We start from the raw sequence: 20858 nt of genomic DNA, 5'->3' as shown, positions 1-20858 counted from the left end.
CAATTGTATCTTTTGTCCGGTCGCTAGCCGGACTTTTTTTTGTATTTTGGAATGAGTGACGAGCTGGGAATGAAAAATACCCGCGAGGCGATGACATCCTGGCACCCTGTCTTTTATTTCAGGCATGCCAGGCTGTATTTTTTATCTACGGAGAGATCAGAAGAGAACAGTACACCAGATAATGATGACCAGCACCACGGTCACTAACTGTGCTGCCCCACCTAAGTCTTTTGCTCGCTTCGAAAGCGGATGCAACTCAAGCGAGATACGATCGACAACACTTTCAATCGCCGTATTCAGTAATTCTACTATTAACATCAGAAAGCAGCTGGCGATTAACAACACCCTTTCTATCTTTGTAATGTCTAAAGACATCGCGACCACAAGTAATGCTGAGGTGGCCAGCAGTAACTGCTGAAAAGCATCTTCGGTATGAACGGCATCAACAAGACCATCCCACGAGTTACGTATGCTGTTTACGAAACGCGGGAGACCTTTCTCTTTATTATGTGCATTCATAGTTAATCTTTTATACCCGGAAATAATGAAAAGCGCAGATGAATATCTTTCGCTCCGCTAATCTGTTAGTGACTTTTTGCTTCCCGCTTTACATACCCGTCAAGCGGGAAGCCTGACTTCAGAGTGCTTTTTCGTACAGACGATAGGTTTTGTATGGCGCAGCACCGATTTTTTCTAAGATTGTGCGCATACCTGTATTGGTTTCTAAAATCCAGGACATCTCTAAAGCATCGATGTTCCGTTTCGCAAACGGGTCACGTAACGCTTCAATCAAAAGTAACGCAATAATCGGCCCCATACGGCTGAACTGGTATTCCTGGCGGACGCCCATCAAAGGAACCCTTGCCGTACGTACTCCGCTCACTTTCAGACGCCATAGCAATTTAGCCCAGCCAAAAGGCAGTAAGCGTCCATTCAATCCCTCGATTGCTTCATTGATATTGGGCAAGCCGACGATAAAGGCGCAGGGAACAGAATCGACCTCAGCGATATAAATCATGTCGTCAGGCACCAGAAACTTCAGCTGGTCTCCCATAGTGGCGAATTCATGCTCAGTGAACGGAACAAAACCCCAGTTGTTCTGCCAGCCAGAGTTGAAGATTTCGCGCAGAACCTGCATTTCCTCGCCGAATTTCTTACGATCAATACAACGAATTGTTACCTTTTCACGTACCTGCCCCATGAGCTTGGTGAGCGAACGTGAAAAATTAAGGTCAGTACGCTTCATCCAGTAAGCGATTAAGTCGATGCCTTTCTCATATCCCTGATTCTCGACGTTCGCAGCATAGTAAGGTTTACCATGCGTCATCAGGGCTGAGGGTGGCGTATCGAATCCATCAATCAGCAAACCACTTTCCTGGTTGATATTGAGACTGAATGGCCCGGTGATTTTTGATGCGCCTTTTGACTTTAACCAGTCTTCAGCAGCAGCGAATAACGCGCTAAATACTTCAGGATCATCAATGGCATCGATCATGCCAAAATGTCCGGTGTCGTTACCATAAAGATCACGGTGTAAAGAATCGATTTGCGCGGTGATCCGTCCGACAACTTCATCACCTTTTTTCGCTACCCAGGCCTGCCATTCTATATGTTCTGTGCCTGGATTCTTTTTTGATAAATGCTCTTCACGCTCCAGATACAACGGCTCAATCCAGTTTGGGTCATCAGGATAAAGAGTGGATGGAAAATTGATGAAGTTTTTAAGCTCACTTTTTCCCTGAACTTTCTCAATGCGAATCATAGAAAACCTTAAAAATGTAAGAATTTATAAATTAACAAAATTATAAAGAATGCTCCGCCTTGAGATAGCTTTATCTCACACCCTGCTTAACTTTTAGATATAAGAAAAATCGATAGCCGACGAATCAGGAGGAAACGTCTCAGGCTGAAAACGGCATCAGCCTCTTTTCAGAGCAATAAGAATTATTGCCAGAAAAAGGCACATTAGTGTTAAACAAATGATGCTTTTATTATTTTGTGCCATTTTTCAGACAGAAAAACAGCAAGTTAAGTCAAATGGCTTTATCACGCCTGTCCTTTACATTTTTTTGACAGTTTATGCTTTTCATCACCATTCGGCTAAATGAAGTATTTACTTTTGAAATCGTTCGGGCATCCTGTTTAGGATACGTTTAGATATGGATAATAACATGCTGGATTAAGTTTGCCTGAAGCGAAAATTACTCAATGTCTTCGTCAAAGACGCTGCCAATTGCCAATTGCCTGCGCACAGTTGCAGAACAATATTGCGCCCGACGAAGAGTTACTAATTAAACAGCTTCAGTGCAAGGCTTCGCATTCAAGACAGTTAATCAATCCCGCCTGTCGTCACGGAGACACTCCAACTGACGAAAGCACTGTATGTGAAGTTTACGTGGTTGAGTAACATTTTTTCTAAAACACACTCACATTAAAACGAATAACATCGACACCGCAGGTTGTTATTGTTTTTGTGATTTTGAATCTATGGCTAATTTGTATATGTCTGAAACAAGTTCCACTCATTCTCTTCCCATGCGTTATGCCGACTTCCCCTCTCTGGTGGAAGCGCTGGATTATGCTGCACAGGGAAGTACAGGAATGAACTTCTACGATCGCCGCAACCAACTGATTGCCTCTCTTGACTATCGCACACTTAAACAACGTGCAATGGCAGGAGCACGACGCCTGTTATCACTGAATCTCAGCAAAGGCGATCGCATCGCGCTTATCGCTGAAACCAGTGTGGGTTTTGTGGAAGCTTTTTTTGCATGTCAATATGCTGGCTTAGTAGCAGTTCCCTTAGCCATTCCTATGGGAGTGGGGCAACGTGCTTCATATATCACCAAACTACAGGGCTTAATCAGTAGCTGTAATCCAGCGGCCATTATCAGCAGTGAAGAATGGGTACCGTTGATTAAGTCTGCCGCCATGGATGCACCACCGCCTCATATCCTTAGCGATGAAGATTTCCACGCCCTGGCAGAGAAGGATGTCGAATTGTCGCTCCCTCAACCGGACGACATTGCCTACCTGCAATATACGTCGGGCAGTACACGTTTTCCGCGTGGCGTTATCATCCGGCAACGTTCCGTGATGGCTAACCTGCAGGTTATTAGCCACGATGGCATCAAACTGCGGGCGGGAGATCGGTGCGTATCATGGCTGCCTTTCTACCATGACATGGGCCTGGTCGGCTTCCTGCTGACTCCGGTAGCCACCCAGTTATCCGTTGATTATCTGCGCACTCAAGACTTTGCGATGCGCCCGATGCAATGGCTGAAGCTCATCAGTAAAAACCGCGGTACTGTCTCTGTCGCCCCACCCTTTGGTTACGATTTATGTTTACGTCGCAGCAATGAAAAAGAGCTGGCGGAGCTGGATCTCTCAAGCTGGCGTGTTGCGGGCATGGGCGCTGAGCCGATTCCGGCAGAGTTGCTGAATCAATTCAGTGAGCATTTCAGCCAAATCAATTTTGACCGCAAAGCGTTTATGCCCTGCTACGGCCTGGCAGAAAACACGCTGGCGGTAAGCTTCTTCGATGAAGCCACCAGTGCACCCGTAGATCAGGTGGATCGCGATATTCTTGAATATCAGGGCAAAGCTGTGACCCCGGGGAAAAATACCCGTGCCGTCTCATCCTTTGTCAATTGCGGCAAGGCACTTCCTGGTCACCGTATCGAGATTCGCAACGAGGCAGGTGTACATCTGCCGGAACGCCAGGTTGGTCACATTTTCATCTCAGGCCCCAGCCTGATGAGTGGCTATTTCCGCGATAAAGCGTCGCAGGAACAGATTAACGCCACGGGCTGGATGGATACCGGTGACTTGGGTTATCTGCTCGATGGCAACCTGTTTGTTACCGGACGCAAAAAAGACCTGATTATCATTCGTGGTCGTAATATCTGGCCGCAGGATATTGAATATGTTGCTGAGTCCGAACCAGAAATTCGCTCAGGAGATGCCATCGCCTTTGTGACTGACGAGCATGATGAAGGTGCAAAAATTATTTTGCAGATTCAATGCCGTGTCTCGTCAGAAGAGCGCCGTGAACAAATTGTTCATTCACTGACCGGGCGCATCCAGAGTGAATTTGGTGTGACCGCGAATATTGAGTTGCTGCCGCCACATAGCATTCCCCGCACGTCATCGGGTAAGCCAGCTCGCGCGGAAGCGAAGAAGCGTTATCTGGCCGAATTGCTGGGTATGCCGGGACAACTGGCAGGTTTAGCACAATGACAGGCACGGTGGCAGTAACGGGCGCGACGGGATTTATTGGTACACATATCGTGCGCAATTTACTGTCTCACGGTTTTCATGTGCGGGCGTTGACCCGTTCGGACCTGAAAGCCCCGGAAGAAAAATTGACCTGGGTTACCGGGTCTCTCGAAGACCAGTGTGCTTTAGATGAACTGGTCAGTGGTGCGGAGTCTATCGTCCACTGTGCCGGTCAGGTGCGTGGACATGCGGAAGAAACTTTTCTGAGTTGTAACGTCACAGGCAGCCTGAATCTTATGCAGGCTGCGCTGAAAAGTGGCAGCTGTAAGCGTTTCCTTTTCATGTCCTCACTGGCAGCCCGCCACCCTGAACTCTCCTGGTATGCAAATTCTAAATATGTTGCCGAACAGCAACTGACCAGCATGAGTTCAGCGATTTCTCTCGGCATATTTCGTCCGACCGCCGTATACGGCCCGGGTGATAAAGAGCTGAAGCCGTTATTCAGCTGGCTGCTGCGTGGGGTGCTTCCCCGCCTTGGTGCTGCAGAGGCGAAGCTTTCATTTATTCATGTTGCTGATTTAGCAGAAGCCGTCAGCCAATGGTTACTAACCCCAACGCCGCAGAGCCAGATTTACGAACTCTGTGATGGTGTTGCTGAAGGCTATAACTGGACGCGCCTGCAACAAATCGGGGCATCAGTACGTAATGGGCCGGTGCGGTTAGTCGGGATTCCCCTGCCGTTGCTGAATACCCTGGCTGACCTGTCTATTTTGCTGAATCGCATAGCAAAAAAAGAACCCATGCTTACCCACAGCAAGATACGTGAACTGACGCATCCTGACTGGTCTGCCAGCAATAAATTCTTATCTGAACAAATTAATTGGTTTCCTAAAATAAGCCTTGAACGCGCGTTGCGTGAAGGTCAGTTTTAAACAGCTTAAGTTGAGTTCCTATGTTAAATCGTGACGCCGTAATGAGTTACATCCTCGAATGCCTGCAAAGCATGGTCGAAGGTGGAATTGAAGTTAAACCGGATAGTGACCTGGTCAATGATCTTGGACTGGAGTCGATTCGTGTTCTCGACCTGCTGATGATGCTGGAGGATGAATACGATATTTCCATCCCGATCAATATCCTGCTGGATGTCAGAACACCTGAACAACTGCTGGTCGCTCTGCTGCCACATCTGGAGAAAGCTAATGGGTCTGTATGATAAATTTGCCCGCCTGGCCGGCGAGCGGGAACAATTTCAGACATCTGGCCTGAATCCCTTTGGCACCTGCATTGATGAAATCTATTCAGCGACCGAAGGACGTATTGGCAACCAGAAGATCGTGCTGGCCGGTACCAACAACTATCTTGGCCTGACTTTCAATGCCGAGGCCATTGCCGCTGGTCAGGCAGCATTAGCCGCTCAGGGTACCGGGACCACAGGTTCTCGTATGGCAAATGGCAGCTACGGTTCACACCTGAAGCTGGAGCAGGAACTCGCTGAGTATTTTGATCGCCCTACTGCTATCGTGTTTTCAACCGGTTACACCGCAAACCTCGGTGTAATCAGCACCCTCGCGACCCCAGGTTCCGTGGTGTTGATTGACGCGGACAGCCACGCCAGTATCTATGATGCCTGTGCGCTGGGCGGCGCAGAAATTATCCGCTTCCGTCATAACGATGCAAAAGATCTTGAGCGTCGCATGGTCCGTCTGGGCGATCGCGCCAAAGAAGCACTGATCATTGTCGAAGGCATCTATAGCATGCTGGGTGATGTGGCTCCGCTGGTGGAAATTGTCGATATCAAACGACGCCTGGGTGGCTACCTGTTAGTGGATGAGGCCCATTCATTTGGGGTGATGGGTGCCAATGGCCGTGGTCTGGCAGAAGAACTGGGGGTTGAACAGGATGTCGATATTATCCTCGGGACTTTCAGTAAAAGCCTGGCTTCAATCGGTGGTTTCGCCGTCGGTAATAAAGAGATGGAGGTTCTGCGCTACAGCAGCCGCCCTTATATTTTCACTGCGTCACCCTCGCCATCGATCATTGCCTCGGTCCGTTCATCTTTAAAGAACATTGCGCAACATCCTGAATTACGGGAAAAACTGTGGAGTAATGCGCATCGCCTTTATCATGGCCTGGCCGAATTGGGGTATGAATTGGGTCCACGCATTAGCCCGGTGGTTCCGGTAATGATTGGATCAAAAGAAGATGGCCTGCGTTTCTGGCGTGAACTGATCGCTCATGGGGTTTATGTCAATCTGGTATTACCCCCTGCAGCACCCGCGGGTATCACCTTGTTACGTTGTAGTGTTAATGCTGCACACAGCGATAAAGATATCGATACCATCGTTCAGGCTTTTGCTGCATTAAAAAAATAAATCAGTCTGACAATGAGTGATAAAAAATAGCGCCGTTAAACGGCGCTATTCAATATATAATGATGTTCTCTGGTTATTATTAAGTCGTGACAGAACTTGCACTGTCCATATAAACGTAACCATGATCTTTCATAAATGCTGCCACCGCTTTCTCAACTGCGGGTAAAACTTCATCAAGCGGACGGTTCGCATCAATATCCACAATTTTCGCCCCTTCAAAATTAAGTAGCGACGTGGTGAGCGTTTTCCGGGCCAGTGCTTCCGGACTATGATCGGGTTTTCGTGCACAGGCGACTTCAAGATCAACATTTAACTTAATGACCAGATCAGGTTTATGGTCAGCCATCCACCGAAATGCCTGCTTTTCTCGTCTCGCCAGCCATTTAATAAAATGATTACTTTCCTTATTTTCAGGAAAAGCCGGGCCATCGTACGCACCAGGAATTTGCGCCTGCGGGAAGCGATCGGTGAGAACAATTAATCCTTGTTTGCGAAAAGCCAGCATACGACGAAAACGTAATAATCGCCTGATAACGAAAAAGGATATGACGAGCGAAGGCAGCATCTTCATGCGACCTTTTTTGGATCGTACTTTTTTTGTATTCTGCTCGATTTTCCTGCCGATCATGCTGCCAATCACCGGAAGCTGAGCGGCGGCCCGCCCGACATTGCCAGCTTGTTTACCGAGATGAACCCGGACGGCAGGTCCATAATTTTGCAGATAGGTGAGAAGATGATCACAGACAGTAGACTTCCCAGAACCATCACTACCAATAACCGCAATAAGCGGTGAAGAATGCTCTGAATTCATGTTTAAACTCTCTTGTAAGACCTAAAAAATATACCATTTCCGGAGTAAAAAGTCGCCTGTCTGTAAAAGCAAATCCTGAGATAATCCCTTATAAAAAGCACTAAAGACTAAGCAACGATCGCTTTGTCGAAATCTGGAAGTCAGTAATATTTTTCAGCAGCATGTTCAGACAAAACATAGGCTTAATCAGCACAAAATAAGAAGACTTGAATACGAAAACCGAACTCAGCATAAGGGCGATGAAAAATTATTAGCATGCAGACTGGATAATCATTTTGAACCTAATCAGAAATAGAATACAATAGTTTCTTTAAGATTGGATTTATTATTGTGAGCCATCAGATAAGCCCTTTTCCTAATCTCGACCCAGTGCGCGTTATCGCGATAACCGGATGCGATGGTTCTGGAAAATCGACGCTGGCTGCCAGTCTGGTTGAACAACTGGCATCGCAGGAACCCGCTGAATTACTTTATCTTGGTCAGTCATCAGGGCGAATCGGGGAATGGATCAGTGATCTGCCAATTATCGGTGGGCCTTTTGGTCGCTATTTATTAAAAAAATCAGACCGTGTTCATGAGAAACCCTCAACACCCCCCGGTAATGCCACCACGCTGGTGATTTTCTTACTGTCTTGCTGGCGTGTTTTTAAATTCAAACGGATGTTAAAAAAATCCCGCCGGGGTCAATTGTTGATTACCGATCGCTATCCTCAGGCTGAAGTTGCCGGGTTTCGTTTCGATGGTCCTCAGCTGGCAAAAACGGTTGGCGGCAATCGCTGGGTACGTGCGTTAAGAAAGCGAGAGGAAAAACTTTATCAGTGGATGGCATCGTATAAGCCCATGCTATTGATAAGACTAGACATTGATGTGAAAACAGCCTATTCCCGCAAACCCGATCACGATATTAACGCTTTGCGCGAAAAAATTGCTGTTATCCCACAACTGAATTTTAACGGTGCAAACATACTCGATTTGGATGGCAGAGAACCGGCAAGTAAGATTCTTGATGAGTCAATACGTGCGGTGCAGGATTTACTCAAATCGAAAAATGTTTAGCTCCCCTGATATCATTTAAATTTTGAATAATATGCAAACAGATAAATCAGACATAGCGAGTAAAAAATCTGTCCCCTATATTGCCGGATTGATTGCAGTCGTAGGCAGCGACGGGACGGGAAAATCCACCCTCACTGCTGATTTAGTCAAAAACCTAAAAAAGCAATGGGTCACAGAGCGACGCTATTTAGGATTAATCTCAGGCGAACAAGGCGATCAAATTAAACGCCTGCCTATTTTAGGCGTATGGCTTGAACGTCGTCTGGCGGCGAAATCTGATAAAACTCAGCGCATGAGTAATAAATCTCCTGCTCTCTGGGCCGCGTTGATCATGTACGGATTTTCGCTATGGCGAGCTTCTAATCTGCGTAAAGTTCGCCGACTGGCTGAAAGCGGTGTACTGGTGATAAGCGATCGTTATCCCCAGGCAGAAATATCAGGATTTTATTATGATGGTCCAGGTATTGGTGTTGAACGAGCGAAAAGCAAGTTGATAAAACGCCTGGCGGAAAGTGAGGAACGTTTATATCAGGAGATGGCACAATATCGCCCTGAGCTTATTATTCGCCTTGATATTGATGTCGAAACTGCTTATTCCAGAAAACCTGACCATAGCTATGAAGAGTTGCAGGATAAAATCGCTTCCATGGTGAAATTACGTTATAACGGTTCTCGTATCCTGGAAATCGATTCACGTTTACCTTATAAAGAAGTCCTTGAAAAAGCGATGAAAGCTATTTCTGCTACCGCAGTCGCATCTGATCGCAAAGATGTAAATATTTATAATGTTAATGCACCAGAAACATAAGATGAAATGCTAGTGTTAAAAGAGCATGCATTAGCAAAAGCAGCAAGGTAAAAAGGTGTATTTTGACAGGTTATGTACACCTTGATTTATTGTTCGCACAAATCAACACTGGCGAACATTATGAGGTTATTTAGTTAATGGTTCAGGGTTCGCCCGCAGCAACATGGCGATGCTGGTTTCATTGTTATCTAAATAGAATATATTCACGCTCCACCCTGTTCAGACTGATGTCTGATATACATGCAAAGCGGATCTGTCCCCGCCTGGCGAATGATAACAGATGTGGTGAGTTCGACTGGATTTTTACCATGAAACATTGGTTTACCGATGGCGCGTTTCGTACCATCCTCCGTAACGCTGCATATCTTGGTTCCGGCAGTGTAGCGAGTGCATTGCTCGGTTTGCTCGCCCTTTCCTGCGCCGGTAAAGGCATGTCCCCGGAGATGTTTGGTGTGCTGGTCGTCATTCAGGCCTACACCAAAGCTGTCAGTGACTTTATCAAGTTCCAGACCTGGCAATTTGTAGTGCAATTTGGTACGCCTGCACTTGAACACAATAACACCCAGCGTTTTAAGGATGTCATTAAGTTTTCGTTCGGCCTGGATATCGCCAGTAGTGTTATTGCCATTATCGGTGGGATGGCACTTTTACCTTTCCTGTCACAGGCTTTGGGATTAGACGAAAAAAGTTTCTGGCTTGCCATTCTTTATTGCACATTAATTCCGTCGATGACTTCATCCACGCCAACCGGTATTTTGCGTGCTTTTAATCGCTTTGACCTTATTGCGGTCCAGCAGGCTATCAAGCCATTCCTCCAGGCTCTCGGTAGTGTCATTTCTTATTATTTCAATTTGGGATTTCCCGGATTCGTTATTAGTTGGTATGCCGCAAACTTAATCGGTGGCTCTTTATTCTGGTGGTTTGCCGGCCGTGAGTTAAAACGCAGAGATATTCACAACGCCCTGAAGCCGGAACTCTTTTCAGCAGCACGTCGTATCGAAGGTGCGTGGAATTTCGTCTGGACGACCAATTTTGCCCACACCATTTGGGCTGCACGAAACTCCTGTAGTACGGTACTGGTAGGGGTGGTTTTAGGGCCAGCTGCAGCCGGATTATTCAAAATTGCGATGACGTTCTTTGATGCTACCGGCACGCCAGCAAAATTGATGGAAAAAAGTTTCTACCCGGAAATCATGCGTTTAGATCCGCGAACCAATAAACCCTGGTTACTTGGACTGCGTTCTGCTTTGTTAGCCGGTGCCATTGGCATTGCCGTGGCACTGTTAGTTGTGGCTGTTGGTAAGCCATTAATCTCATTTGTGTTTGGATACAAATATCTGGAAGCGTACGATCTAATCCAGATTATGCTGGGTGCCATTATCGTTTCCATGCTGGGATTCCCTCAGGAATCGCTGTTGTTTATGGCAGGAAAGCAACGTGCCTTCCTTATCGCACAGACGCTTGCCTCAGCCTCGTATATAGTTCTTTTAGTTGTGCTTTCTCATATTTTTGGCGTTCAGGGAGCAGCTTTCGCCTACTTTGGTGGGCAATGCTTAGATGTTCTTTCGTCCCTTATTCCAACATTAAGCGCTTACCGTAAACGCTATTCGCTGGGGTTTAATCTCCCCAGAGAGAGTAATACATGATTGACGATAACCCGATGACAAAATTCTCCGCTGAAACCATTGACCTGCTCTTCACTGCGGTTGAGGAAGATGACATTGTTGATAGCAATATCAGTTTGCCACAAATGATCGATCTGCAATGTTCTCCGGACAAAATCCGCAATAACTATGCGCTATGTCTTCAGTTCTGGGAGGACGGTTTTACACGCCAGGAACTGACAGGTCTGGTCGATGCTTTTCTGGCAAACCCTGACTTATCAACGACCGTGCGCATGCGCTATAAATACATTCGCGCACGTTATAAGCATTTACGTTTCGCCCAGCGTCTGTACAGCAAAGCGCATGAGTCAGGACGCCTTTTCCATATCACCACGGTTATGCTGGGCCATTTCCAGGACGCATTTCGTAATGGGAATAAAGCCAATCTGAAATATTATGGTTTTATCTTACGTATCTTCCTGAGCAAGCCGGTGTGGTGGTTAGTACGTTATTCTCTGCGTCATATCCAGCTGGAGACTGAGCAAGGTTTTATTACCTATCGCCAGGAACAAATGCGTGCCCTGCGCGAACTGGTCGCTAATGCCAGATTAACCGGAAAACAATTTCATGATGTTCGTAAAATTGTTAGCCAGCAAGTTTCGTTTTACGACACCCTCAGGTCGATTGACCCGGATAACGCTGAAGCCTTTCAGATGTCCCGCTTTCTTGCCGCAATCAATGGGTTAATGGGAGACAAGCATGATGAGATGGTGGCGGATAAACTGTCTGGGAAAAGATCCTATGATGAGCCAGCTGCGTTAGATGTTGATATTCGTCAGCGTCTGGAAGTGCTGCTCACCAGTTACCCAATGTAATGTTTCAGGCCAGTGATGTTCAGGTCAAGACGGGATACTCAATGATGTTACGAAGATTAATTGCCATTATACTTCTTGGGTGTCCCTTCTTTGTGTCAGCCCATAACTTTGTCTATGGTCAATCAGTCCCCAGGGTCAACATTACTGACCGTGGCGAATTATTGTTTGACGACTCAGACTTCAGTTATCAGCGCTGGGATAGCGCCGAACTTGCCGGAAAAGTTCGCGTCATTCAGTATATTGCGGGGCGTACTTCTGCCAAGAAGAAAAACTCCATGCTGATAACAGCCGTTAAAGATGCCGAATTTCCTGAAGATCGATTTCAGCCAACAACAATTGTCAACACTGACGATGCCATTCCAGGCTCGGGTTTCTTCGTACGCGGTAAAATAGAAAAAAATAAGAGACACTATCCGTGGGCGCAATTTATTGTCGATAGTGACGGATTAGCACGCAAAGCATGGGGTCTTCCGGAAGAGAGTTCAACGATCATTGTGCTGGATAAGAATGGCCATGTTCAATGGGCAAAAGATGGTGCATTAAGCCCTGAAGAAGTGAATCATGTGATCAATCTGCTGGGTCAATTGATTGAAGAAGACAAATAACAGGAGATTTCCATCGTTTATGTACCTGATTGAACGCTACATCATCGCTGAAATTGGTCGATTAGTGATGATCATTGTCGGTTTTCTAATCTTCATGTTTGCCTGTTATTCTTCGCAACGTTATCTGACTGAAGCGGCGAACGGGACACTGGCTTTAGGCGTGGTGTTTGATGTCGTCTTCTATAAGGTAATCATAGCATTAGAGATGCTCCTGCCTATTGGTTTATATGTCTCCATCGCTGTTGCGTTGGGACAGCTTTATTCTGATTCAGAAATTACCGCTTTATTTGCTGCGGGTGCAGCGCCAACCAAAATCTATAATTCCGTTCTGGTTCTTGCGATTCCCTTAGGCATTCTGGTGACGGTCCTGTCTTTGTATGGCAGACCCTGGGCCTATGCCAAAATTTATCAACTGGAACAACAATCGCAGTCTGAACTGGATGTCAGTCATTTTCAGGCAAATAAGTTTAATACCAGCGATGACGGAAGAATGGTGCTGGCTTCGCGCATCAACAAAGATGAAAATCATTTGACCGATGCACTGATTTATACCAACTCTGGTGGTAATACCAGCGTCTATCGGGCACATTCTGTCGATGTTATTGACCCTTCGCCATCAAGCCCTTCCGTGCTGCTACGATCCGGTACCTCATATGTTCTGGATCGCACCGGGACCTTTGATAAAAGACAGACTTTTAATAATCTGAAGATGGACCTTAAACCCATTATCCAGGATATAGAAGTTCGCCGTAAATCGGCTTCGGTGGCTGAGTTAGCCCGCTCTTCGGACCCCGGTGATACTGCGGAATTACAATGGCGGCAAAGCCGTGGTATTACTGCGGTTCTGATGGCTTTCCTTGCCATCTTTCTCAGTAAAATTAAACCCCGACAGGGTCGTTTTTCCACCCTGCTTCCGCTGACGATGATGTTCACAGCTATTTATTATGGTGGCAACCTGACTCGCACCCTGGTCTCTAATAACTCCCTGCCCGCCATGCCTGGGTTATGGGTGGTTCCTTTCATCATGCTGATTGTTGTCTTGCTGTTTATTGCTCACGAACTGTCTCTGTTGAAGAGATTTTTTCGATGAAAATTTTTAGTCGCTATCTGATACGCAATGTTTTCATCGGCTTTGCCGCCGCTGCTGGATTATTAATCCCTCTTTTCAGTACCTTCAATCTCATCAACGAACTCGAAGACGTCAGTACGGGCGGGTATCGCTGGTCACAGGCACTGATGGTGGTGTTAATGACGCTGCCAAGGACATTGATCGATTTAGGGCCTTTTATTGCGCTGCTGGGTGGCATCGTCGGGCTTGGACAACTGTCTAAAAGTCTGGAATTAACCGCGATTCGATCTGCGGGCCTGTCCATCTTTCGCATCGCGATGATTGTTTTATGTTCTGGCATCTTCCTGACACTGTCACTGGGTGCATTAGATGAATGGGCCGCTTCACCTTTACAACAGCAGGCATTGCAACTGAAGCGTGCAGCCATCGCCCATTCAGGCCAGACTGATAGTTCCGTCAATGCCTTATGGGCACGAAAATACGATGAATACGTGACGGTCAAAGCATTAGATGAACATCAGCAACCTGTCGGCGTTGAGATATTCCACTATAAACCGGACCTGTCGCTGGAGTCCTATATTTACGCTGAGAATGCAACTATTCAGAGCAACGGCATGTGGATGCTTCACAACGTTAATCTGAAAGACTGGAAAGAGGGAGCAGAAACGACGCAAACCCAAGAGAGTATGCCGTGGTCGCCGATTTTCGATGGGATGAGTCTGACTGAGTTAACTATGCCGGGTGAGAGTTTTTCTATTCCACAACTGCAGCGTTACATTCGTTATCTGAAGAATACCGGACAGCCCAGCGAAGAGTTCCAGATTGCACTGTGGCAGAAACTGGGGCGACCCATTTTGATTCTGGCGATGATTTTGCTGGCTGTTCCCTTTACTTTTAGCAATCCCCGTTCACCGGGCATGGGGAGCAGATTAGCGATAGCGGTGATTGTTGGCCTGCTGACCTATATAAGCTATCAAATCACGCTCAATTTAGGCTTGTTATTCTCTATCAATGCCGTGCTTACAGCCCTGGCTCTGCCCGTTGTATGGTTAATTGCCGCATTAGGATTGGTCTATCGTTTTGATCAACAGCATTAATCCATCATTTTAGTTGTTGAACAAACACTATTCAGAGCAGCATTAATGAAAGAATTTCACTTTTTTGTGAGATTCTTTTTATTTACGCTATGCATACTCTGTCTAATTGCAGTTTAAACAAAATAAATCTGTCCTTCCTATGAACAAAACACCTTATCCTTCACTCATTAAGGCTTTATTTGATAAAAAATCAGAATGATTTTTATTGTAAAGTGTCTATGAAATCATTCTGTTTCCCTTCTGTAAGGGAATATTAATCACTTGGATCTAATAACATCATGATTGGTGGGATCGAAATCCCCATCCATGTCTATACCTGCGTAATGCATTTAAAATGGAGGGTACATGTCAACTTTACCGGCTCAACAGCGGAGCACTTCCTCTCTGCGAAAAATAGTTGTTAAAGCAGGGAAGAAAATTTTACGCTGGAACAATGAATTTCAGTCAAAACATTCTTTAATCTCAACCACACCCCAAATTAATAATTCTGAATTTCCCTGGGTAGAACAACTTGAAGCAGCATGGCCGCTAATTCGTGAAGAGTTAGATTATTTACTGAAAAACCCAGAAAAAATACCATCATTTCACCAAATATCACCCGATCAGAAACGCATCTCAAAAGGTGATAACTGGAAAACATTTGGTTTATATGTTTATGGTGAACGCGTAGATGCTAACTGTGAATTATGTCCTCAAACTACTGCTGCGATTAGCGCCATCCCCAATATGCGCACCGCAATGTTTTCTATTTTGAAGCCGCATTACCACATCATTCCACATAAAGGTCCTACCCGCGCAGTAGTCCGGGTACATTTAGGTTTAAAAGTCCCTGCCGATCACGAAAAATTATGGATCAGGGTCGATGACCAAATACTGCATTGGGAAGAAGGGAAGGTCATCATCTTTGATGACTCCTATGAGCATGAAGTTCGCAATGATACCGATGAACTGAGAGCCGTGTTGTTCCTGGATGTTGATAGGCCGATGGACAGAACGGGTTCATGGGTGAATAAAATTCTATTCAGCCTGATTAAAGCCAGCCCTTACGTCAGGCAGCCGTTAAAAAATCTGGCTAACTGGAATCGTAATACAGATAAAAGCTAAATGAATACGTAGAACTTGAGCGCATGCCATGCATGCGCTGATTAGATAATTCGTTTATATCTGTTCTGATGATATAAACGTTTCCTGGTCATGCTGACGCACCGGGATGAGATAGTCACAAAAGATCATATCTGGCAGTTCAGAAGACTTTCTGTTTTGGTCGGTATAGTATCTCTCAACATCCATACCTCGCCGCCGTATCAATCCTAATGTTGGCAAGCTGGTATGATACAGTTTTAGAATAAAATCCTGAAACTCTGAACATTTACCATAGTAGCCAAATTGAGCATAGAGCCCTTTTTCAACCGCAATCTCATCATATCTGTCATAGGATGCGTCCATATCCTCTCTGAGCATACCAATACCATAGAACAATATCTGTTCATCATAAGTGCTCAGTCCAGGCATGACTTTATCAACACCATAAATAATACCTGGCAGCGTGCGATTTCTATCAATAAGCTCCTGCCAGAGTTTTTCACGTATCACCCGGCGGGAGTGAGAATACGTATCCAGAGTGCTGTGATACTTCCCCGTCACCGCATAGATCCTGAATTCGTCCAACTCCACGAATGATACCGGTGGTAGTTTTTCATCTTCCAGCACGATCGGTGGTTTGATTCCCTGAGCATCCCAATCCTCAGCACGACGATAACGCGCAGGGGTCTCTCCGAATTGATTCTTAAATGCCCGGGTAAAAGATTGTTGTGAATCGAACTGATACATATCGGAGATATCTAAAATTGACCGGCTGGTCAATCTCAGCGCAATGGCAGATTTGGATAGCTGACGGCTTCTCACGTAAGACCCCACATTCTCACCCGTCACCTGTTTGAACATCCGTTGCAAATGCCATTTTGAATACCCCGATTTCTCTGCAACGTGGTCAATTGACAACGGCTGAGTCAGGTTATCCTCAATCCAGACTAGCAGCGAATCGATAATCTTGTATTGTCTCATAATCCTTACCACCACAATAATGCACAAAAATAATGCGCTGAAGATAATCAGTTGATTTTCAAATTTTACTGTTATAGTTTTTATTCAATTCACTACGAATACAGTTGATTCATTATTTAAAAGGTATTTTCTAATATCATCATTTTTATTGTGACTGTATAAAATGCATTTTACGTTTCTCCCGGAACAAATCAATCTATCTGTCAGCAAAGTGTTAATTTGTTTGTCAATTTGTATATATTTAATATTTAATCATTTTTTCAATTGGTTAATGGGGGAATTTGTATAAAAAAGTCCATTTATCAATCATCTGCATTTTATCTTCACAAAGAAAATATAAATATTTCAATAAGTTAAAACAACGGCAAGTTTTAGACTTTTCACCTGCTTATCCGGAAAATCGCATCAAATACTAAAAAATTTCCCTACATAAGTTCATGCTTTCTCGTTTGCTGGTCAGAAATTATTCTTGCGCGGTTCAGGTTATAATGCGCCAGGAATTTTCCCTTCTGCCTGACACCTTAGCTAATCGCATTAATTGGCAATTTCTTTCCATTCTATTTTGATACTTTCATTCTGCACTGAGTGATAACCCCGTGCAATGATTCTGAATGCATCCCTCCGATACTCTCATCATTGCCCACTCCTTACCACCACGCTTATTACTCAGTGCACCTGACTCCTCTCCTGCTTTAAATCCATATTGTTTAATATTATTTTCTCACTATCCACTCAACCTATCTCTGCACAATTATCACCCTGCCATCCAAAATTCTTCTTTAATTTTTATTAAATCATGCTGATCTATTCACATTGTGCTTATTTACAGGTTGCGACATTTTAATAAAATTACGCACCGCAGTGAGTTAAGCACATTTCGGTAAGCCAATAATGAAATTCAGCAGTCATTATAATAATACAAGCAAGGATTATTTGTTTATTTAATCACCAATAAACTGCTATCAGAACGCTATTTTTAGTCGATCTTAGTTGTGAACAGTTAATAAGAGAAAGTAATTATGAAAACATCAAGAATAGCATTGGCATTATCTACAATTTTATTTGCTGGCATAAGCCAGGCAGCGCCTGTGCAAGTATCCTCGTTTGGTAATGTGCCAAATGATCGCACTGTGAATGGTTTCCATGGGTCTTTTTTGTACAGTGATACTGGCACAGTAAATGGATTCGACCTGCCGATTCTTGGCTATTCCGAACTTGACCATCTGAACGGATTGCAGATTGGTGCAGCCGCAGGTTCTCATATTCGCAATGGAATGAACGGTACTGCGATCGGCCTTTTTAACTGGCACGGTGGTCAAGACAATGGTCTGAATATCGGCCTCGCCAACCAGGTTGGTGACCTCAATGGTGCAAATATTGGGCTGTACAGCCGCACTGAAAACGTAACCGGTTTCAATCTGGGTCTTGCCAATATGACCAGGGATGTGGACGGGTTCAATCTTGCCGGCATTGCCAACTATAGCCAGGGTAATATTCGTGGTCTGAACATCAGCCCATTCAACTGGACCGAGGGCAAAACCACAGGTGCCAATATCAGCGTTGCCAACCACACACGTGATGTGACCGGACTGAATGTCGGCGCGGTAGCGAACTGGAGTGAGGGTGACATTACCGGCCTGAATATTGCTGCGGTTAATAAATCACAGAATGTTGTCGGGGCTAACATTGCAGCCTTCAACTGGTCAGAAGATATGACCGGATTAAACATCGCTGCCATTAACCGTACTCATAATGTGACCGGGGCAAATATCGGTGCGGTCAACGTGATGGGCAATGTAGCAGGTTTCAACCTGGGTGGATTTAACTTCACCGGCGATGTTACAGGCCTCAACCTGGGCGGTATTAACGTCGCCAAAAATGTTGATGGTCTTAACCTCGGCGGCATCAACTTCTCGCAGTCCAGTACCGCGGATATCGGTGCCATCAACTACGCTGACAGAACCACCTTCCAGTTTGGTTTAATCAACACCACGAAAGATCTCGAAGGTTTGCAGATTGGTCTTATCAACGTGGCAACCAACGCAGCTATTCCTGTGTTGCCGCTGGTGAACTTCCATCGCAGCTTCTAAACGATATTCTGAATGCGCCTGGGCATGATTGTGCTCAGGCGTTTCAGCAATCAAGCTGTTGCAATCCACTCATATGATGAATGAGCGAACTAATCAGTATCACTACCAGAGCCAATTCCCGACCTCAGTGGAGAGCCAGATATGAATTATGTGCAGCAGATGCGAAGCCTGGTTGGTCACCGTCTTCTTTTACTGGCCGGATCGAATGTCATTATTACTGACTCACGTCAACATATTCTTCTGCAACTGCGCCGGGATGGGACCTGGGGGCTTCCCGGAGGACTTCTGGAGCCGGGAGAGTCTCTGGAACAGACTGCGATACGCGAAGTCAGGGAAGAAACCAATCTGGCTGTCCGTAATCTTGTTCTACTTGGTGTTTTCTCGGGGCCGGAATACACCTTTACGCTCCCTAATAAGGATGAAATCAACGTGATCACATCTCTTTTCTGGACCAGTGACTGGTCAGGAGAGATGATCAATGACCCGGAGGAAGGTCAGGAACTCGCTTTTTTTGCACCAAAAGATTTACCCTCAGATATGAATGAGGAATACCGTATCTATATCTGCCATTACCTGGAGCAGAAGAGATAATTGAACAGAATCTCCAGCCCTGTAGGGCTGGAGAGCGTGAGTTTATTTTGTTTTTACATCCAGATTATATTTAACGACCTTATTGCCCTCTACCATGTAGAGATAGTTGCCGAACGTTGCAAAGTCGCCCATTTTCTCAACAGCTGGATAGACTTTCGTTTTCCCTTCATGACTAAATTCAAGAGCACCATACTGAGCTGGCGGGCTATATCTCGACCTGATCCACCGTAGCCATCGCAGGACGATCATGAATACCGAGCGCTTTATGAATCGGCTGATGACTTTGGCCAAATATGTAGCGAAAACATAATCATCCTAATGATTAGTTTGACATGTAATCGGTTTTGTATTCAGGTAAGGCTACTAATAAAGGATGATAGCCCTTTGCTCACCCATCCATCTGCAAACCCACATCCCTCAGGGAGAACAACGTGTCAGCTGAAAACCGCATTTTAACCACTCACGTCGGCAGCCTCGCCCGCCCGGTTAAGCTTCTCGATATCATGAAAGCAAATATTCAGGGCGCAGATAAGGGTACCGAACTGGAAAAAGAGATCCGAGACGCGGTGTTTGCATCTGTGCAGCAGCAGGTTACTGATGGCATCGATATCGTTGCTGATGGTGAAATGTCAAAAGTGGGCTTCTTTGCCTACGTGCGCGATCGTATTGCGGGTTTTGAGCCACGTCCGGGCCAGGGTTATGCTGCTTTTGACGCTGAAGTGAATGCCTTCCCGGAATACTATAAACAGTATTTTGGCGAAGCGATGCTGGGTGGCAACCTGGTACCCTTCGTTCCTGTCGCCTGTACCGGTCCGATTTCCTACCACGGTGTGGCGCAATTACAACGCGATCTGGTTAACCTGAAAGATGCCGCACTGGCTGCCAATGCCTTTGGGGCATTTGTCCCCTCTGTGGCACCAACCGGTGTTGGCACCAACGAGTTTTATGAACGGGAGGGGGATTATCTCTCGGCAGTGGCTGAAGCATTGCGCGTGGAATATCAAGCGATCATTGATGCCGGTTTTTCTCTGCAAATCGACGATCCTTTCCTTCCTGACCTGTTTGCTGACCCACACCTGAATAACGCGCAGATCATTGCTAAAGCCAATGAGTACGTCGATATCCTTAATCATGCTCTGCGCGGCATTCCAGCTGACAAGATCCGTTATCACACCTGCTACAGCATCAACGAAGGTCCACGTATCCACGACGTTCCCTTTATCGAGTTCGTGCGTTATATGTTGAACATTAACGTGTCGGGTTATTCCTTTGAAGCAGGCAACGTGCGTCACGAGCATGAGTACCACATCTGGGAAGAGGTGAAACTGCCACAAGGAAAATACCTGATCCCCGGTGTGATTTGCCACGCCAGCAATACCGTTGAGCATCCTGAGCTGATCGCGGAGCGTTTGATTCGTTTTGCTGACCGGGTAGGCAAAGAGAATGTGGTCGCTGGTGCGGATTGTGGTTTCTCCTCTCAGGCTACTTATAAGCCTGAAGTACACCCAACCGTAGTGCGTGAGAAATTCCGCGCGATGCGTGCCGGTGCGGATATCGCCAGCCGGAAACTGTGGAGTAAATAAGCATCCTCTCTCCGG

19 protein-coding genes are annotated in these 20858 nt (G+C 45.8%); 15 read left to right on the top strand and 4 right to left on the bottom strand.

Annotation, left to right across the window (positions count from 1 at the left end; translation table 11 throughout):
* Positions 1-156: 156 nt before the first annotated feature.
* Together AC6I8X_RS25790 and AC6I8X_RS25785 are read right to left on the bottom strand one after the other, a co-directional pair.
* The gene (locus AC6I8X_RS25790; protein ID WP_084879746.1) at positions 157-519 is read right to left on the bottom strand and encodes a diacylglycerol kinase; all 363 of its coding nucleotides are present in this window, start codon (positions 517-519) and stop codon (positions 157-159) included.
* Between the two features lie 118 nt (positions 520-637).
* Positions 638-1762, bottom strand: coding sequence for an N-acetyltransferase (locus AC6I8X_RS25785; protein ID WP_313682688.1), 1125 nt, complete (start codon positions 1760-1762; stop codon positions 638-640).
* A gap of 740 nt (positions 1763-2502) precedes the next feature.
* On the opposite strand from AC6I8X_RS25785, the gene AC6I8X_RS25780 reads away from it, so the two are divergent.
* Genes AC6I8X_RS25780 through spt form a run of 4 tightly spaced genes read left to right on the top strand, consistent with a single transcriptional unit; the run spans position 2503 to position 6590 of the window.
* Complete coding sequence (locus AC6I8X_RS25780; protein WP_497841892.1) at positions 2503-4239, top strand: fatty acyl-AMP ligase; 1737 nt, start codon at positions 2503-2505, stop codon at positions 4237-4239.
* Complete coding sequence (locus AC6I8X_RS25775) at positions 4236-5150, top strand: NAD-dependent epimerase/dehydratase family protein (RefSeq protein WP_497841891.1); 915 nt, start codon at positions 4236-4238, stop codon at positions 5148-5150. Before AC6I8X_RS25780 ends, AC6I8X_RS25775 begins: the two co-directional genes overlap by 4 nt.
* Before the next feature lie 20 nt (positions 5151-5170).
* Entirely contained in the window at positions 5171-5431 is a 261-nt protein-coding gene (locus AC6I8X_RS25770; RefSeq protein WP_208719070.1) for an acyl carrier protein, read from the top strand.
* A complete protein-coding gene (spt, locus tag AC6I8X_RS25765) occupies positions 5418-6590 on the top strand; it encodes a serine palmitoyltransferase (protein WP_497841890.1) in 1173 nt (390 codons plus the stop codon). The genes AC6I8X_RS25770 and spt overlap by 14 nt, the downstream gene beginning before the upstream one ends.
* A gap of 79 nt (positions 6591-6669) precedes the next feature.
* Here spt and AC6I8X_RS25760 read toward each other — a convergent pair whose 3' ends face one another.
* Positions 6670-7401, bottom strand: coding sequence for a dTMP kinase (locus tag AC6I8X_RS25760; RefSeq protein ID WP_313682677.1), 732 nt, complete (start codon positions 7399-7401; stop codon positions 6670-6672).
* A 330-nt stretch (positions 7402-7731) separates the two neighbouring features.
* Between AC6I8X_RS25760 and AC6I8X_RS25755 the strand changes: the two genes are divergently transcribed.
* The 8 genes from AC6I8X_RS25755 (at position 7732) to AC6I8X_RS25720 (ending at position 15619) form a co-directional block, all read left to right on the top strand.
* A complete protein-coding gene (locus AC6I8X_RS25755; RefSeq protein WP_497841889.1) occupies positions 7732-8457 on the top strand; it encodes a nucleoside/nucleotide kinase family protein in 726 nt (241 codons plus the stop codon).
* 31 nt (positions 8458-8488) lie between these two features.
* Complete coding sequence (locus AC6I8X_RS25750; RefSeq protein WP_313682673.1) at positions 8489-9265, top strand: nucleoside/nucleotide kinase family protein; 777 nt, start codon at positions 8489-8491, stop codon at positions 9263-9265.
* 308 nt (positions 9266-9573) lie between these two features.
* Positions 9574-10911, top strand: coding sequence for a lipopolysaccharide biosynthesis protein (locus tag AC6I8X_RS25745; protein WP_313682671.1), 1338 nt, complete (start codon positions 9574-9576; stop codon positions 10909-10911).
* Positions 10908-11744, top strand: a complete 837-nt coding sequence (locus AC6I8X_RS25740; protein WP_313682669.1) for a hypothetical protein — start codon at positions 10908-10910, stop codon at positions 11742-11744. Before AC6I8X_RS25745 ends, AC6I8X_RS25740 begins: the two co-directional genes overlap by 4 nt.
* Before the next feature lie 41 nt (positions 11745-11785).
* Complete coding sequence (locus tag AC6I8X_RS25735) at positions 11786-12349, top strand: YtfJ family protein (RefSeq protein ID WP_313682667.1); 564 nt, start codon at positions 11786-11788, stop codon at positions 12347-12349.
* Between the two features lie 19 nt (positions 12350-12368).
* The gene (gene lptF, locus AC6I8X_RS25730; RefSeq protein ID WP_313682665.1) at positions 12369-13439 is read left to right on the top strand and encodes an LPS export ABC transporter permease LptF; all 1071 of its coding nucleotides are present in this window, start codon (positions 12369-12371) and stop codon (positions 13437-13439) included.
* On the top strand, positions 13436-14515 hold the full coding sequence (gene lptG, locus AC6I8X_RS25725; protein ID WP_313682723.1) for an LPS export ABC transporter permease LptG: 1080 nt from the start codon (positions 13436-13438) through the stop codon (positions 14513-14515). Before lptF ends, lptG begins: the two co-directional genes overlap by 4 nt.
* A gap of 345 nt (positions 14516-14860) precedes the next feature.
* Positions 14861-15619, top strand: a complete 759-nt coding sequence (locus AC6I8X_RS25720) for an aspartyl/asparaginyl beta-hydroxylase domain-containing protein (protein WP_313682663.1) — start codon at positions 14861-14863, stop codon at positions 15617-15619.
* Between the two features lie 54 nt (positions 15620-15673).
* On the opposite strand, the gene AC6I8X_RS25715 is transcribed toward AC6I8X_RS25720, so the two are convergent.
* Complete coding sequence (locus AC6I8X_RS25715; RefSeq protein WP_313682661.1) at positions 15674-16579, bottom strand: helix-turn-helix domain-containing protein; 906 nt, start codon at positions 16577-16579, stop codon at positions 15674-15676.
* Positions 16580-17598: 1019 nt separating this feature from the next.
* Here AC6I8X_RS25715 and AC6I8X_RS25710 point away from each other — a divergent pair.
* The 3 genes from AC6I8X_RS25710 to AC6I8X_RS25700 all read left to right on the top strand — a co-directional run bounded on the left by AC6I8X_RS25710 (position 17599) and on the right by AC6I8X_RS25700 (position 20843).
* Positions 17599-18669 (top strand): LA_2272 family surface repeat-containing protein, encoded by a 1071-nt coding sequence (locus tag AC6I8X_RS25710; protein ID WP_497841888.1) that lies wholly within the window; start codon positions 17599-17601, stop codon positions 18667-18669.
* Between the two features lie 141 nt (positions 18670-18810).
* Entirely contained in the window at positions 18811-19260 is a 450-nt protein-coding gene (locus AC6I8X_RS25705; RefSeq protein WP_497841887.1) for an NUDIX hydrolase, read from the top strand.
* Positions 19261-19691: 431 nt separating this feature from the next.
* Positions 19692-20843 (top strand): uroporphyrinogen decarboxylase/cobalamine-independent methonine synthase family protein, encoded by a 1152-nt coding sequence (locus tag AC6I8X_RS25700; protein WP_497841886.1) that lies wholly within the window; start codon positions 19692-19694, stop codon positions 20841-20843.
* The last annotated feature ends 15 nt before the right edge of the window (positions 20844-20858 follow it).

This window comes from Pantoea sp. X-Soil-TKNS-1280 (assembly GCF_059730475.1).
The sequence above is the reverse complement of the archived record's forward strand: the minus strand, read 5'-3'. Positions and strand labels throughout refer to the sequence as shown.

Bases quoted from the DNA above. Each gene is read 5' to 3' on its own strand.
- AC6I8X_RS25790 (WP_084879746.1), bottom strand. From the start codon at position 519: ATGAATGCACATAATAAAGAGAAAGGTCTCCCGCGTTTCGTAAACAGC.
- AC6I8X_RS25785 (WP_313682688.1), bottom strand. From the start codon at position 1,762: ATGATTCGCATTGAGAAAGTTCAGGGAAAAAGTGAGCTTAAAAACTTC.
- AC6I8X_RS25780 (WP_497841892.1), top strand. From the start codon at position 2,503: ATGTCTGAAACAAGTTCCACTCATTCTCTTCCCATGCGTTATGCCGAC.
- AC6I8X_RS25775 (WP_497841891.1), top strand. From the start codon at position 4,236: ATGACAGGCACGGTGGCAGTAACGGGCGCGACGGGATTTATTGGTACA.
- AC6I8X_RS25770 (WP_208719070.1), top strand. From the start codon at position 5,171: ATGTTAAATCGTGACGCCGTAATGAGTTACATCCTCGAATGCCTGCAA.
- spt (WP_497841890.1), top strand. From the start codon at position 5,418: ATGGGTCTGTATGATAAATTTGCCCGCCTGGCCGGCGAGCGGGAACAA.
- AC6I8X_RS25760 (WP_313682677.1), bottom strand. From the start codon at position 7,401: ATGAATTCAGAGCATTCTTCACCGCTTATTGCGGTTATTGGTAGTGAT.
- AC6I8X_RS25750 (WP_313682673.1), top strand. From the start codon at position 8,489: ATGCAAACAGATAAATCAGACATAGCGAGTAAAAAATCTGTCCCCTAT.
- AC6I8X_RS25745 (WP_313682671.1), top strand. From the start codon at position 9,574: ATGAAACATTGGTTTACCGATGGCGCGTTTCGTACCATCCTCCGTAAC.
- AC6I8X_RS25740 (WP_313682669.1), top strand. From the start codon at position 10,908: ATGATTGACGATAACCCGATGACAAAATTCTCCGCTGAAACCATTGAC.
- AC6I8X_RS25735 (WP_313682667.1), top strand. From the start codon at position 11,786: ATGATGTTACGAAGATTAATTGCCATTATACTTCTTGGGTGTCCCTTC.
- lptF (WP_313682665.1), top strand. From the start codon at position 12,369: ATGTACCTGATTGAACGCTACATCATCGCTGAAATTGGTCGATTAGTG.
- lptG (WP_313682723.1), top strand. From the start codon at position 13,436: ATGAAAATTTTTAGTCGCTATCTGATACGCAATGTTTTCATCGGCTTT.
- AC6I8X_RS25720 (WP_313682663.1), top strand. From the start codon at position 14,861: ATGTCAACTTTACCGGCTCAACAGCGGAGCACTTCCTCTCTGCGAAAA.
- AC6I8X_RS25715 (WP_313682661.1), bottom strand. From the start codon at position 16,579: ATGAGACAATACAAGATTATCGATTCGCTGCTAGTCTGGATTGAGGAT.
- AC6I8X_RS25710 (WP_497841888.1), top strand. From the start codon at position 17,599: ATGAAAACATCAAGAATAGCATTGGCATTATCTACAATTTTATTTGCT.
- AC6I8X_RS25705 (WP_497841887.1), top strand. From the start codon at position 18,811: ATGAATTATGTGCAGCAGATGCGAAGCCTGGTTGGTCACCGTCTTCTT.